Origin of the sequence: Nocardioides sp. P86 (assembly GCF_023712465.1) — a bacterium.
Lineage (GTDB): Bacteria > Actinomycetota > Actinomycetes > Propionibacteriales > Nocardioidaceae > Nocardioides > Nocardioides kribbensis.
This window is the reverse complement of sequence record NZ_JAMAYE010000001.1, coordinates 717,865-731,978: the sequence shown is the minus strand read 5'-3', so window position 1 is coordinate 731,978 and position 14,114 is coordinate 717,865. Positions and strand designations below refer to the sequence as shown.

The window sequence follows — 14,114 nt, the reverse complement described above, 5'->3', positions numbered from 1 at the left end:
GGTCCGGCGGGCCGGAGCCTCAGCGCCGGGTGGCGATGAGGGTGGAGGCGTCGGAGGCCACCATCACCTCGACGGTGGTGAAGCGGGGGTCGGTGAGCCACTGCTCGCGCAGGGTGTCGACGCGGCCGTAGCTGATCGGCGGCCAGACCTCGCAGGGGGTGAAGTCGTCGAGGACGACGATGCCGCCGGCCTCGACCAGGTCGGCCACGGCGTCGACGCCGACCTCGGTGGGCTCACCGGAGTCGAGGAAGAGCAGCGAGAAGGGGCCCTTGTCGAGCAGGGTCGACCAGTCGGCGGCCAGCACCTCGACCTGACCGTCGTCGACGAAGATCTCGGAGGCGGCGCCGGCCAGGCGGGGGTCGAGCTCGGCGGTGACGATCCGGGTGGAGTCGTCGCGCACCCCCGAGCGCAGCCAGGCCGTGCCCACCCCGCAGCCGGTCCCGAACTCCGCCATCGTGCCGGAGCGGGTGGCGGCGAGCGTCGCCAGCAGCCGGCCGGTCTCGTTGCGGCAGAACGACACGTACCCCGCGCGCCGCGAGACCGCGAACGCGCGGGCGACCACGTCGGGAAGGTCGGGAGGGGCGCTCATGCGCCGAGTCTCCCACTGCGGGACGGTCGTCTCGGATCGCGGACGGATTCCGGAAAGCGGTGGCCGGCGTCCGGAATGCGGGGCTACCGTGGTCGCACCATGCGGAGCATCCTCGTACTCATCGAGCGCCGCGGCGGGGCCCAGCAGTAGATCTGCTCAGAGAGGCCACCTCGCCGCGGTGGTCGTCGCACGTGGTCTCTCGGCACTGCTGGATCGATGACGTCCCTGCCGGTCGGCCCGTGCGCCACGCGCGACCCGCCCCCCGCACGGCCCGTCCCTCGTGCGATCCGCGAGCCGACCCGCCCGCCCGTGCGGGGTGTCGTCGTTCCAGCCGTGCCGCGAGCCGCACGGCGCCACCGCCGTCGGCCGGCGCCCGCCGGTCGGCGCGACCGACCGGGTCACGACCCGGGAACGAGCCCGGGAACGAACCCAGGACCGAAGGAGACACCGATGTACGACATGTACCCCGAGTGGGGACCGGCCAGCCACGACCCCGAGAACCCCCGCAGCCGCGAGGCCCTCCAGCGCTCGCTCGACCAGCGGGACGACGGGGGCGAGCGGCCCGACGACAACTAGCCTTCCGCGCATGACCGACCCGAACGCCGCCCCCACCTCCGGAGCACCCTCCGGGCCCGCCACCGGCACCGTGCGCCTCGCCGTCATCCCCGGCGACGGCATCGGGCCGGAGGTGACCGCCGAGGCCCTCAAGGTCCTCGACGTGGTCGCCCCCGCGGGAGTGACGTTCGAGCAGACCCACTACGACCTCGGCGCCGAGCGCTACCTCGCCACCGGCGAGGTGCTGCCCGAATCCGTGCTCGGCGAGATCCGCCAGCACGACGCCATCCTCCTCGGCGCGGTCGGTGGCAAGCCCAACGACCCGAACCTGCCCCCGGGCATCCTGGAGCGCGGCCTGCTGCTGCGGCTGCGCTTCGAGCTCGACCACTACGTCAACCTGCGACCCTCCCGGATCTTCCCGGGCGTGACGTCGCCCCTCGCACACCCCGGCGAGGTCGACTTCGTGGTGGTCCGCGAGGGCACCGAGGGCCCCTACACCGGCAACGGCGGCGCCCTGCGCGTCGGCACCCCGGCGGAGGTCGCCACCGAGGTCTCGGTCAACACCGCCTTCGGCGTGGAGCGCGTCGTGCGCGACGCCTTCGCCCGCGCCCAGCGCCGGCCCCGCAAGAAGCTCACCCTGGTCCACAAGACCAACGTCCTCGTGCACGCGGGCGCGGTGTGGTGGCGCCTGACCCAGCAGGTCGCCCGGGAGTTCCCCGAGGTCACCGTCGACTACATGCACGTCGACGCGGCCATGATCTTCCTGACCACCGACCCCGCGCGCTTCGACGTGATCGTCACCGACAACCTCTTCGGCGACATCGTCACCGACCTGGCCGCCGCCATCACCGGTGGCATCGGCCTCGCGGCCTCCGGCAACGTCAACCCCGACCGGACCGCCCCCAGCATGTTCGAGCCCGTGCACGGCTCCGCGCCCGACATCGCGGGCCAGCAGAAGGCCGACCCCACCGCGGCGATCCTCTCCGCCTCGCTCCTGCTCGACCACCTCGGGCACCCGCAGGCGGCCGCCGTCATCGAGGCGGCGGTGATCGCCGACCTGGCCGAGCGCGCCGGCTCGCGCCCGACCGCCGAGGTCGGCGACGCGATCGCCGCACGCGTCGGCGGCTGACCGGCCCCACCGCTCACGGACGCCTCCTCCCGACCGGGGGGAGGCGTCCGCGCGTCACCGGGGCCGCACGACCGCGTCGTACGTCGCCCCGCCCCGTCCCAGCCCGTCCCGCCCGCCGCGGCCGCCCACACCGCGCCGGGCCCCACCACCGAGGTCGACTACCGTGAGCCCCATGCAGATCAGCACCACCCTGACGTCCACCCCCGTCGACGACGCGCGCCTCGCGGGCATCCTGGGCGACCCCGGGTTCGGCAACTTCTTCACCGACCACATGCTCACCGTGGAGTGGACCCCCGAGGCCGGCTGGCACGACGCCCGCATCGAGCCCTACGCGCCGCTGAGCATCGACCCGGCCTCGGCGGTGCTGCACTACGCGCAGGAGACCTTCGAGGGGATGAAGGCCTACCGTCACGCCGACGGCTCGGTCTGGTCCTTCCGTCCCGAGGAGAACGCGAAGCGCATGGCGCGCTCCAGCCACCGCCTCGCGCTGCCGGTGCTCGACCCCGCCGACTTCGTGCAGGCCGTCGACGCCCTCGTCGAGGTCGACCAGCGCTGGGTGCCCGACACCACCGCGCCCGGCGCGGGGGAGAAGAGCCTCTACCTGCGACCGTTCATGTTCGCCTCCGAGGTGTTCCTGGGCGTGCGCCCGGCCCAGCACGTCACCTTCATGGTCATCGCCAGCCCCGCCGGGGCGTACTTCAAGGGCGGTGTGAAGCCGGTCAGCCTGTGGCTGACCGAGGAGTACACCCGCGCCGGCCGCGGCGGCATGGGCGCGGCCAAGACCGGCGGCAACTACGCCAGCTCGCTGGTCGCCCAGCAGGAGGCGATCGCCCAGGGCTGCGACCAGGTCGTCTTCCTCGACGCCCAGGAGGGTCGCTACGTCGAGGAGCTCGGCGGCATGAACCTCTACTTCGTGCACCGCGACGGACGCATCGTCACCCCCGCGACCGGCACGATCCTCGAGGGCATCACCCGCGCCAGCATCATCGAGCTGGCCCGGGAGATGGGCCACGTCGTGGAGGAGCGCAGGTTCTCCATCGACGAGTGGCGCGAGGGCGTCGCCAGCGGCGAGATCACCGAGATCTTCGCCTGCGGCACCGCCGCCGTGGTCACCCCCGTCGGAGCCCTCAAGTGGGACGGCGGGGAGGTGCCCTGCGCCGCCGAGGCCGGCGAGGTCACCACCGCCGTGCGGCAGGCCCTCGTCGACGTCCAGTTCGGTCGCGCCGAGGACACCTTCGGCTGGATGCACCGCATCGTCTGAGGACCGGCCGGCCGCTGCGGGCGTTCCGGCCGGGAGCCGGTCGGGGCGGGCACGGCGTCCGCGACGCGGGCACCGGTCTGGCCGCGCACTGCGGAGTGAGGTTACCCTTACCTAAGTCGCTCGCGCAGACGGCGCGGGCACCGGCGGAGGGTCGAGCCATCAGCGTCGTCGCGGAGACCGGCACAGCGCCCCACGCCCCCCAGGGACCGCCGCAGGGTCGAGGTGGCGGGGAGCGTCGTGAGGACGGCCCGCGGGCGCCCCGCACGACCCTGCGCGGCGTCGTGGCGCTGGTCGTCCTGCTGCTCCTCGTGGCCGTGGTGGCCCTCGCGAGCCTGGCGTGGGGGGCGCGCGACGTGGCCCCGGGTCAGGTGTGGCGTGCTCTGGTCGACCCGGTGGCCGGTGACAACGACCACCTCGTCGTGCGCGACCTGCGGGTGCCGCGCACCCTGATCGGCCTCGCCGCCGGCGCCGCGCTCGGCGCGGCGGGAGCGCTCATGCAGGGCGTCACCCGCAACCCCATCGCCGACCCCGGACTCCTCGGCATCAACGCCGGCGCCTCGCTCGCCGTGGTCGCGGCCATCGCCGGACTCGGGGTGGCCTCGACCGCCGCCTACCTCCCCTTCGCCTTCGGCGGTGCCGCCGTCGCCGCGCTCGTCGTCTACGGCGCCGCCTCGCTCGGCTGGGAGGGCGTCACCCCGGTCAAGCTCGCGCTGGTGGGCGCCGCCTTCACCGCCACGGCCACCTCGGTCATCACCGTCGTGCTGCTCACCGACCGCCGCACCCTCGACGAGTACCGCTTCTGGCAGGTCGGGTCGCTGGCCAACCGCCCGCTCGACGTGCTCACCACCGTCCTGCCCTTCGTCCTCGTCGGGCTCGCCCTGGCGCTGGCCGCCGGGCGCGTGCTCAACGCGCTCGCGCTCGGCGACGACGTGGCCCGCGGGCTGGGCCAGGACGTCACCCGGGGCCGCCTGCTGGTGGTGACCGCGGTCGTGCTGCTGTGCGGGTCCGCGGTCTCCCTGGTGGGCCCGATCGCCTTCGTGGGGCTCGTCGTGCCCCACGTCGCGCGCGCGGTGGTCGGCCCCGACTACCGGTGGATCGTGGTGCTCTCCACCGTGCTGGGCCCGGTCGTGCTGCTCCTCGCCGACGTGGTCGGCCGTCTCGTCGCCCGCCCCGGCGAGGTCGAGGCCGGTCTGGTCGTCGCGGTCATCGGCGCCCCCGTGCTCGTCGCGCTCGTGCGCCGCTCCAAGGCGGTGGCGGCGTGAGCGCCCCGTCCACCGCGCGCACCGGCCCCGCCTCCGCAGGTCGGCCGCAGGGCCCGTCCGGCGCCACCGCGGGCCGGGTCGCGCCCGACGCGTCGTCGCCGGGCCCGGTCGAGGTCGCGCGCCGCGGGCTGGTCGCCGGCCGTCGCCGGCGCCGGCGCCGGCGCGCCGTCGTGACCGTGGCCCTGGCCGCCGTCGCGCTCACCCTCTCGGCCCTCGCCCTCATGCTCGGCGACTTCCGCCTCTCGGTGGGCCAGGTCGTGGGCGCCCTCGTCGGCAGCGACGACGACCTCGCCGCCCGCTTCGTCGTGGTCGACCTGCGCGCCCCCCGCCTCGTGCTCGGGGTGCTGGTCGGGCTGGCCTTCGGCCTGGCCGGGGCGCTCTTCCAGTCGGTGCTGCGCAACCCGCTGGCCAGCCCCGACGTCATCGGCATCTCCCAGGGCGCCAGCGCCGGCGCCGTGGCCGCGCTGCTGCTCGGTGGCGCCACCGGTGCCGCGGTCTCCGCCTCCGCGCTGGTCGGCGGTGCCCTCGTCGGCCTCCTGCTCTACGCCGTGGCGTGGCGGCAGGGCATGACCGGCCACCGCTTCGTGCTCGCCGGCATCGGCGTGGCCTACGTCTGCAGCAGCGTGGTGGGCTACCTGCTGACGCGCAGCGAGGTCAACGAGGCGCAGGCCGCGCTGCTGTGGATGACCGGCAGCCTGGCCCAGGCCACCTGGGGCCTCGTCGTGACCCTGGGGGTGGCCCTCGGGGTGCTGGTGCCGCTCGTCGTGCTGGTGGCCCGGGGCCTCGACCTGCTGCTGCTCGGCGACGAGCAGGCCGCCGGGCTCGGCATCCGCCCCGAGGTGGTGCGCGCCCTGGTCATCGCCCTGGGAGTGGCCCTGGCCTGCGTGGCGACCGCCGCCGCCGGCCCCGTGGCCTTCGTCGCCTTCACCGCCGCCCCCGTCGCGCGCCGCCTCCTCGGCGACGGCTCGCTGGCCCTGCTCCAGGCGGCCCTCGTCGGGGTCGTGCTCGTCGTCGGTGCCGACGTCGTGGCCCAGCACCTCCTGCCCGCCGACCTGGCCGTCCCCGTCGGTGTGGTCACCGGCGCCGTCGGCGGCCCCTACCTGATCTGGCTGATGGCCAGCGGACGCACCCGGACCGCGTGAGCCGGACGTCGTGAGAAGGAGATCCCGCATGACCGGCACCACCACATCCCCCCTCGACCGCCCGCTCGGCGGCGGTCCGGCCGGACCCGACGAGGCCTCCGACGCGGGCCCGGCGAGCGGTGCCTTCCACGCGCCGGTCCGGCTCGTGGCCCGCGGGCTCGAGCTGGCCTACGACCAGCGCACGGTGGTGCACGGCGTCGACCTCGCCGTGCCGCCCGGCCGGGTCACCGTGATCGTCGGGGCCAACGGCTGCGGCAAGTCGACCCTGCTGCGCGGCCTCGGCCGGCTGCTGACTCCCGCGGCCGGCCGGGTCGAGCTCGACGGGCGCGACCTGCGCTCGGTGCGCCCGCGCGAGGTCGCCGCCGTGCTGGGGCTGCTGCCGCAGCAGCCGCTGGCGCCGGAGGGGATCACGGTCGCCGACCTCGTCGGCCGCGGTCGCCACCCCCATCAGGGCGCCTTCCGACGCTGGAGCGCCGCCGACTCCGACGCGGTGGCCGAGGCGCTCGCCCTCACCGACACCCACGAGCTGGCCGCCCGCCGGGTCGAGGAGCTCTCGGGCGGTCAGCGCCAGCGCGTGTGGGTGGCGATGATGCTGGCCCAGGACCCCCGCATCATGCTGCTCGACGAGCCCACGACCTACCTCGACATCGCCCACCAGGTCGACGTGCTCGACCTGCTCGCCGAGCTCAACGAGCAGCGCGGCACGACGGTGGTCATGGTGCTGCACGAGCTCAACCTCGCGGCCCGCTACGCCGATCACCTGGTGGTCATGCACGAGGGGCGGCTGCTGTGCGAGGGGAGCCCCGCCGACGTGCTCGACGCCGACTGCGTCGAGCGAGCCTTCGGGCTGCGCGCGCAGGTGGTGCCCGACCCGATCACGGGCTCGCCGATGGTCGTGCCGGTCGGTCGGCGCGCGGCCGCGCGGGCTGCGCGCCCCGCGATCCACCCGGGCGAGCGGTCCGAGGTCCGGGGCGCGGACCGGGGGTGACGCACCGCCGGTCCGATCATGTAAGGTGAGCCTTACCTAACTCAACGACCGGGCTCGGCCGGTCCCGCACACCTGAGGAGCGGACGTGACGTCCCTTCGTCCCCTGAACCGCCGCGGCTCCCGCCGGGGCCTGGCCCGCCGGGTCGGCCTGCCGCTCGGCGCCCTCCTGCTGGCCCTCCCGCTCGCGGCCTGCGGCTCCGAGGAGTCCGGCGGCAGCGCCTCCGACGGCGAGTCGGCCGGTGGCGAGAGCTTCGAGCCCGTCACCATCGAGCACGCCTTCGGCGAGACCGAGATCGACGAGCAGCCCCAGCGCGTGGTCACCTGGGGCTGGGGCAGCTCCGACGCCGCCATCGCCCTGGGCACGATCCCGGTGGCCATGCCCAAGAACTCCTACGGCGCGACCGAGGAGGGCCTCATGCCCTGGCAGGAGGAGGCCCTCGCGGCCGCCGGCGCCGAGACGCCGACCCTGCTGACCGAGGGCACCGAGGTGCCCTTCGAGGAGATCGCCGCCGCCGGCCCCGACCTGATCCTGGCCAACTACTCCGGCATCACCGAGGCCGACTACGAGAAGCTCTCCCAGATCGCCGACACCGTCGCCTACCCCGACGAGCCGTGGACCACCCCGTGGCGCGACGTCATCACCACCGTCGGCGAGGCCCTCGGCCAGTCCGACGAGGCCGAGCAGCTGCTCGAGGACATCGACGGCGAGGTCGCCACGGCCGCCGAGGAGCACCCGGAGTTCGAGGGCAAGAGCATCGCCGCGGTCGCCATCGACCCGACCGCCTTCTACGTCTACAAGGGCGCCGACCCGCGTGTGCAGTTCCTCGAGGACCTCGGCTTCGAGCTCGCGCCCAGCGTCGACGAGCTGAGCACCGACGAGTCGTCGTTCTACTACACGATCAGCACCGAGGAGGTCGACAAGCTCACCTCCGACGTCCTGCTGTCCTACGTCGCCGACGAGAAGACGCGCGACGAGCTGGCCGCCGACCCGGCCTACCAGGCCATGGAGCAGTTCCAGGACGACACCGTCGCCTCGGTGGTGGGGGAGTCCTACATCTCGGCGGTCTCGCCGCCGACCGCACTGTCGCTCACCTGGGGCCTCGACGAGTTCGTCGCCTCCCTCGAGCCGGCCGTCCAGGCCGCGGGCTGACCACCCGACCCCGCACCCCGGCCGCGGCCGGTCCCCCCGCTCCGGCGGGGCGACCGGCCGCGGCTGTCGCGGTTCCGGCGGCTCGCGACGGTAGATTGCCACGGTGACGACCTTCTCCCACGGGCGCTCCGGCGAGCACGCGACCTCGCCCCGCCCGCCCCAGCAGGCGGTCACGGTCGGCCCCTACACGCTGCTGACCAAGATCGGCGAGGGCGGCATGGGCGTGGTCCACCTCGCCCGCGCGCCCCACGGCGAGCGGGTCGCGCTCAAGGTGCTGCGCCCCCACATCGTGGGCGACGACGAGGCCCGCGCCCGGCTGGCCCGCGAGGTCGGGTCGCTCTCGCGCATCCGCAGCCGCTGGGTCGCCGAGATCAAGGACGCCGACCCGTGGGCCGTCGTGCCCTACGTCGCCACCCGCTACGTGCCCGGCCTCTCGCTGCACGACCACGTCGTGGAGGAGGGACGCGTCGAGGGCGAGGACCTCGTGTGGTTCGCCGCCTGCCTGGCCGAGGGGCTCGACTCGGTCCACGCCGTGGGAGTCCTCCACCGCGACGTCAAGCCGTCCAACGTGCTGATGGAGGGGCGCACCCCGATCCTCATCGACTTCGGTCTGGCGCGCGTGGCCGACGACCCCAAGCTCACCCACACCGGGTGGCTGCTCGGCACCCCCGGCTACCTCGCCCCCGAGATCCTCTACGGCGACGACGCCACCACCGCCTCCGACGTGCACAGCTGGGGCGCCACCGTGGCCTACGCCGGGCTGGGCCGCGCGCCCTTCGGCCGCGGCCCGTCGATGGCGATCATGGACCGCGTGCGCCGCGGCGAGCACGACCTGTCGGGGCTGGACGGCGACCTCGCCCAGGTCGTGGCCGCGGCCCTCCACCCCGACCCGGCGCGCCGGCCCACCCTGGCCGAGCTGCTGGCGTGGCTGCGCCCGCAGACCACCCGACCCGAGGCCGCTCCCGCCCCGCTGCCGGCCCCCGCCCGCGAGGACCCCTTCACCCTGCCGCTGGCGCTGGCCGCCGAGGCCGTCGCCCAGCGCCTCGGCCACCCCGCCGGGCCGGGCACCGACGCCGGTGCCCACCGCGCCGCCGACGTCGACGCCGCTGCCGACCCGGCCACCGACGTGCTCGCCGACCCCGCGTCCGTGCGCGACGACCCGGCCGTGGCCGACCCCTGGGCGGGGCCCGCGGGCGACCGGCAGGGTGCGGCGTACGACGGGCGGGGACCCGACGGCACGCTCGTGGAGCGCGACCACCCGCCGACCCGTGTCTACGAGGAGGACCCCACCCGCCGCCTCGGCGACCCCGACCCCTGGTCGGCCCCCCGGCCCGAGGCCGGTCCCGGCGACCCCGCGGTCGCGCACCCCGGTGGGCGCCCGGAGGGGCACGACCCCGACGGTCCTGAGGGTCCGAGGGACCCCTGGGACCACGAGCCGTGGGGCGCGCCGGTCGAGGTGGCCCGGGCCCCGCTGGCCGAGCGGGCGCGGCGGGCGACGCTGCTGGTGGCCGCGGCGGGCGCGGTGGGCACCGCGACGGCCGCCGCGCCGTGGGTGACCCTCGCCGTGCTGCTGGTCCTCGTCACCGTCCTGCGGGGCGGGTCGCTGGCCGGCAGCGTCGCCGCCGACCGGCGACGGGCCCGCGGGCCGAAGTGGTACGACGGCCCCCGCCTGCTGCTGGCCGCCCCCTGGACGCTGACCCGCTCGTTGCCGGCCACGGCGGTGCTCACCCTGTGGAGCGTCGGCCTCGGCCTGGCCGTGGCGCTGCTGTGCTACGCCGTCGCCGCCACCACCCCGACCATCCTCCTCGTCTCGGGCGCCACCGTCGCGGTGTCGCTGTGGGCCGGGCCGGGCGGCTCGCGGGTCCGCAGCCCCCTGGCCCGGGTGATCGAGCCGGCCGCCCGCTCGGGCGCGCGCTGGGTGGTGTCGCTCGTCGTGCTGGTCCTCCTCGCGGCCGCCGGCGCCTTCGCCCAGGCCCAGGGCGGCACCCGCTGGACCCCCGACAACAGCCCGCCCCTGGCCGACGTCAGCCTGCCCTCCTGGTGGGCCGCCGGCTGAGCGACGAGCGCCCGGAGCAGCCGGTCCGCACCCCGCGGCCGCCCGACCCCACGGTCCCGAGGCGTGCCGGCCCGGTGACGCGCGGTCGCGGTCCGCGACGGTGCCGCCGGACCACCGCCGGACCACCGCTGGACCGCTGCCGGACCGCTGCCGGACCATCACCTGACCACCACCCGCCGCTGCTGGGGGGAGGGGCACGACCGTGCCCTCCCCCTGGCAGCCGCGAGGTGGATCCTCCCGGGCCGGGCCGCCGTCCGAGACCGCACGGCCGGCGACGGGCCAGCGCCGGGCCGCATCGTGGGACCCCCTGTCGGGGGCCGGCCGCGCGTGGCAGCATGAGCGGCATGCAGCACCACGTCATCATTCGCTAGCGCGTCGAGCGCCCACCCGGGCCCCCGACGCGCCACCTCTCGCACGCGAGAGGTTTTTTTGTGCCCGGACCACGACGGAGACCACCGAGACCATGGACCTGCACGGCGACTTCCACGTCTACGACACCACCATGCGCGACGGCGCCCAGCAGGAGGGGCTCAACCTCTCCGTCGCCGACAAGCTGACCATCGCCACGCTCCTCGACGGCCTCGGCGTCGGCTACATCGAGGGCGGCTGGCCGGGGGCCAACCCCAAGGACACCGAGTTCTTCCGTCGTGCCGCCACCGAGCTCGACCTGCGCCACGCCCGGCTCGCAGCGTTCGGGGCGACCCGCCGGGCCGGCGTACGTGCCGCCGACGACCCGGGCACGGCCGCCCTGCGCGACAGCGGCGCCGGCACCGTGACCCTGGTGGCCAAGGCGCACACCCGCCACGTGGAGCTGGCCCTGCGCACCACGCTGGAGGAGAACCTCGCGATGGTGCGCGACACCGTCACCCACCTGCGCGAGGAGGGCCAGCAGGTCTTCGTCGACGCCGAGCACTTCTTCGACGGCTACCGCCTCGACCGCGGCTACGCCCTCGAGGTGCTGCGCACGGCGGCCGAGGCCGGGGCCGAGGTCGTCGCGCTGTGCGACACCAACGGCGGGATGCTGCCGCCGTGGGTGGCCGACACCGTGCACGACGTCGTGGAGTCCCTCGGTGCGCGCGGGTCGGGCTCGGGGTCGGGCGGACTCCACGTGGGCATCCACGCCCACAACGACACCGGCTGCGCGGTGGCCAACTCGCTGGCGGCCGTCGAGGCCGGGGCGACCCACGTGCAGGGCTGCATCAACGGCTACGGCGAGCGCACCGGCAACGCCGACCTGGTCACCGTCGTGGCCAACCTCGAGCTCAAGACCGGTCGCGCCCTGCTGCCCGACGGCCGTCTGCGCGAGGCCACCCGCATCGCCCACGCGGTGGCCGAGGTGACCAACGTCCCGCCCGCGTCCCGCCAGCCCTACGTGGGCACCTCCGCCTTCGCCCACAAGGCGGGGCTGCACGCCAGCGCGATCAAGGTCGACCCGAACCTCTACCAGCACATGGACCCCGTCGGCGTCGGCAACGACATGAGGCTGCTGGTCTCCGACATGGCCGGTCGCGCCTCGATCGAGCTCAAGGGCCGCGAGCTGGGCTTCGACCTCTCCGGAGAGTCGCGCAAGGAGCTCGTGGGCCGCATCACCGACCGGGTCAAGGTCCTGGAGTCGCGCGGCTACACCTTCGAGGCCGCCGACGCCTCCTTCGAGCTGCTGCTCGCCGAGGAGGTCGAGGGCCGCCGCCCGTCGTACTTCGACGTCGAGTCGTGGCGCGTCATCACCGAGACCCGCGCGGGGGCGCCCGTGGGGGTGGAGGCGCTGTCGGAGGCCACGGTGAAGCTGTGCGCCGCCGACGTGCGCTACGTCGTGACCGGCGAGGGCAACGGTCCCGTCAACGCCCTCGACCAGGCCCTGCGCGCCGCCATCGGGCAGGCCTATCCCGAGGTCGCCCGCTTCGAGCTGATCGACTACAAGGTGCGCATCCTCGACCAGGGGCACGGCACCGACGCGATCACCCGGGTGCTCATCGAGACCACCGACGGGGAGTCGTCGTGGGTCACCGTCGGGGTCGGCGCCAACGTCATCGAGGCCTCCTGGGGCGCCCTCGTCGACGGCGTCACCTTCGGCCTGCGCCGCCACGCGGGCTGAGCCCCGGGCCGGCCGCTCAGGCCACGACGCGGCGGACCAGGTCGGCCCAGGCGGCGTACACCCGCTCGACGGCGAAGCCCTCGACCCGCACCTGCTGCTCCAGCACCGGCACCTCGAGCGGGGCGAGCAGGGCGGTGGCCAGCAGGGGCAGGTCGCCGCCCACCTCGAGCTCGGTGAGCAGGTGGCGCACGTGCATGGCGACGAAGGAGTACGCCGCGTAGGACCGCGTGCCCGCCCGCCCGGCGGCGCGGATGAGATCGGCGCTGAGCAGGGTGGCCTCGATCCGCGAGCGGCCGAAGGCCAGCAGCCGGTCGAGCGGGGGAGCGCCGGGCCCGAGCGGCGGCGGGCCGGAGATGACCGAGGCCTGCCAGGCGCTCTCGGAGTGGTCGAGCAGGGCCGCCATCAGACCCTCGCGGGAGTCGAAGCGGCGGAAGACGGTGCCTTTGCCGACGCCCGCCTCGGCGGCGACCGCCTCCATCGTGACCCGCTCCAGGCCACCGCACCGCCCGATCAGCCGGCCCGCGGCCTCCAGCAGGGCCGCGCGGTTGCGGGCCGCGTCGGCGCGCTCGACCGGGGCGTCGTGGAGGAGGGGGAGGAGGGGCCGCTCGGTCATGGTCCGCCCAGTCTAGGGAGCCGGACCAGCCGGGTGACCGGTTCCGCAGCACCGCGGGAATGGAAACGGACTGCGGTCCGTTTGAGATCGCGACCGTCCGGCACCACCGGACTGCAAGCCCGCCGGCCCGCCGCCGGCACCCCATCACCCGCCCGACGGCGGGACCGACCGTCCTCCGAGGAGCACCCCATGTCCGAGACCACCACCGTCGCCGTCCTGGTCGGCAGCCTGCGCGCCGACTCCCTCAACCGTCGCCTCGCCGAGGTCCTGCGCGACCAGGCCCCCGAGGGCGTTGTGCTCGACATCGTCGACGGCCTCGCCGACCTGCCGTTCTACAACGAGGACCTCGACGCCGGCGACGCCCCCGCCGCCGCGGTCGCCCTGCGTGAGCGCGTCGCCGCGGCCGACCGGGTCCTCGCCGTGACCCCCGAGTACAACGGCACGATGCCGGCCGTGCTCAACAACGCCATCGACTGGCTCTCGCGGCCCTACGGCGCCGGCGCCATCGTGGGCAAGCCCTTCGGCGTCGTCGGTGCCACCCCCACCCCCTACGGCGGCAAGTGGGCCCACGCCGACACCGTGCGCTCCGCGGGCATCGCCGGCGCCACCGTCGTCGAGGACGTCCTCGTCTCGCAGTCGGCCCTCGAGGTCGACGTGCTCACCGACACCGAGGTGCTCGGCCGCCTCACCGGCGCCGTGCAGACCCTCGCCGCCTACCAGCCGGCCACCTCCGCGGCCTGATGCACACGCGGGGGGACACGTCTTACTGACCGTTGAGACCACTGGCTGACAGTCGTGACGGTCAGCCAGTGGTCGCAACGGTCAGTAACATGCGGTGCGTGAGCGACCCCCGGCCCGACCCCGCCGCACCGGTGCCCTACGCGCCGTACGGGCCGGCGGTGCCGCCGCCGGTGCGCCCGCCGGCGCCGCGCTCGCGCCCGCTCGACGTCACCGTGACGATCCTCGAGCTGCTCGTGCTGGCCATGGGCGCGCTCGTCGCGTCGTTCTTCGGGCTCTTCCTCGGGATGGTCTCCGACGGGTGCGGCGGCTCGGTGCAGTGCGACACCGGCCGCATCGGCGCCGGGATCCTCGTCGCCGCCGGCTCGCCGTGGATCGTGCTGCTCATCGCGACCTGCTGGTCCACCGTGCGCATGGTCCGGCGGCGCGTGGCCTTCTGGGTGCCGCTGCTGGCGGTGCCGGTCTGGGCCGGTCTCCTCGCGCTGGGTGTCGCCCTGGCCGTCAGCGGCGTGCCGTCCTGAGGACGACCCCGAGGCGCT

General features: G+C 75.3%; 13 protein-coding genes. 11 read left to right on the top strand and 2 right to left on the bottom strand.

All coding sequences use genetic code 11. The features are described from left to right. Positions 1–19: 19 nt before the first annotated feature. A complete protein-coding gene (locus M3673_RS03390; protein WP_251531550.1) occupies positions 20–589 on the bottom strand; it encodes an O-methyltransferase in 570 nt (189 codons plus the stop codon). A 450-nt stretch (positions 590–1,039) separates the two neighbouring features. Here M3673_RS03390 and M3673_RS19055 point away from each other — a divergent pair, with 450 nt between their 5' ends. The 9 genes from M3673_RS19055 (at position 1,040) to cimA (ending at position 12,224) form a co-directional block, all read left to right on the top strand. Further along, entirely contained in the window at positions 1,040–1,165 is a 126-nt protein-coding gene (locus M3673_RS19055) for a hypothetical protein (RefSeq protein WP_264674828.1), read from the top strand. A gap of 10 nt (positions 1,166–1,175) precedes the next feature. Then, the gene (locus tag M3673_RS03385; RefSeq protein WP_251531548.1) at positions 1,176–2,273 is read left to right on the top strand and encodes a 3-isopropylmalate dehydrogenase; all 1,098 of its coding nucleotides are present in this window, start codon (positions 1,176–1,178) and stop codon (positions 2,271–2,273) included. 172 nt (positions 2,274–2,445) lie between these two features. After that, positions 2,446–3,534 carry a branched-chain amino acid aminotransferase gene (locus M3673_RS03380; protein WP_056862313.1) on the top strand — a complete coding sequence of 363 codons (1,089 nt, stop codon included), beginning with the start codon at positions 2,446–2,448 and terminating at the stop codon, positions 3,532–3,534. 281 nt (positions 3,535–3,815) lie between these two features. After that, positions 3,816–4,796 carry an iron ABC transporter permease gene (locus M3673_RS03375; RefSeq protein WP_251531539.1) on the top strand — a complete coding sequence of 327 codons (981 nt, stop codon included), beginning with the start codon at positions 3,816–3,818 and terminating at the stop codon, positions 4,794–4,796. Then, on the top strand, positions 4,793–5,938 hold the full coding sequence (locus M3673_RS03370) for an iron ABC transporter permease (protein WP_251531532.1): 1,146 nt from the start codon (positions 4,793–4,795) through the stop codon (positions 5,936–5,938). The genes M3673_RS03375 and M3673_RS03370 overlap by 4 nt, the downstream gene beginning before the upstream one ends. A 28-nt stretch (positions 5,939–5,966) precedes the next feature. Next, positions 5,967–6,926, top strand: a complete 960-nt coding sequence (locus M3673_RS03365) for an ABC transporter ATP-binding protein (RefSeq protein ID WP_251531524.1) — start codon at positions 5,967–5,969, stop codon at positions 6,924–6,926. Between the two features lie 85 nt (positions 6,927–7,011). Further along, entirely contained in the window at positions 7,012–8,076 is a 1,065-nt protein-coding gene (locus M3673_RS03360) for an iron-siderophore ABC transporter substrate-binding protein (RefSeq protein WP_251531522.1), read from the top strand. A 103-nt stretch (positions 8,077–8,179) separates the two neighbouring features. Further along, positions 8,180–10,132 carry a serine/threonine-protein kinase gene (locus M3673_RS03355; RefSeq protein ID WP_251531520.1) on the top strand — a complete coding sequence of 651 codons (1,953 nt, stop codon included), beginning with the start codon at positions 8,180–8,182 and terminating at the stop codon, positions 10,130–10,132. 463 nt (positions 10,133–10,595) lie between these two features. Beyond that, positions 10,596–12,224 carry a citramalate synthase gene (gene cimA, locus M3673_RS03350; RefSeq protein WP_251531518.1) on the top strand — a complete coding sequence of 543 codons (1,629 nt, stop codon included), beginning with the start codon at positions 10,596–10,598 and terminating at the stop codon, positions 12,222–12,224. Positions 12,225–12,240: 16 nt separating this feature from the next. Here the strand turns inward: cimA and M3673_RS03345 are convergent, their stop codons facing one another. After that, a complete protein-coding gene (locus M3673_RS03345; RefSeq protein WP_251531516.1) occupies positions 12,241–12,837 on the bottom strand; it encodes a TetR/AcrR family transcriptional regulator in 597 nt (198 codons plus the stop codon). Positions 12,838–13,026: 189 nt separating this feature from the next. Between M3673_RS03345 and M3673_RS03340 the strand changes: the two genes are divergently transcribed. Then, positions 13,027–13,578, top strand: coding sequence for an NAD(P)H-dependent oxidoreductase (locus M3673_RS03340; protein WP_251531514.1), 552 nt, complete (start codon positions 13,027–13,029; stop codon positions 13,576–13,578). Between the two features lie 98 nt (positions 13,579–13,676). Further along, the gene (locus tag M3673_RS03335; RefSeq protein WP_251531513.1) at positions 13,677–14,096 is read left to right on the top strand and encodes a hypothetical protein; all 420 of its coding nucleotides are present in this window, start codon (positions 13,677–13,679) and stop codon (positions 14,094–14,096) included. Positions 14,097–14,114: the final 18 nt, after the last annotated feature.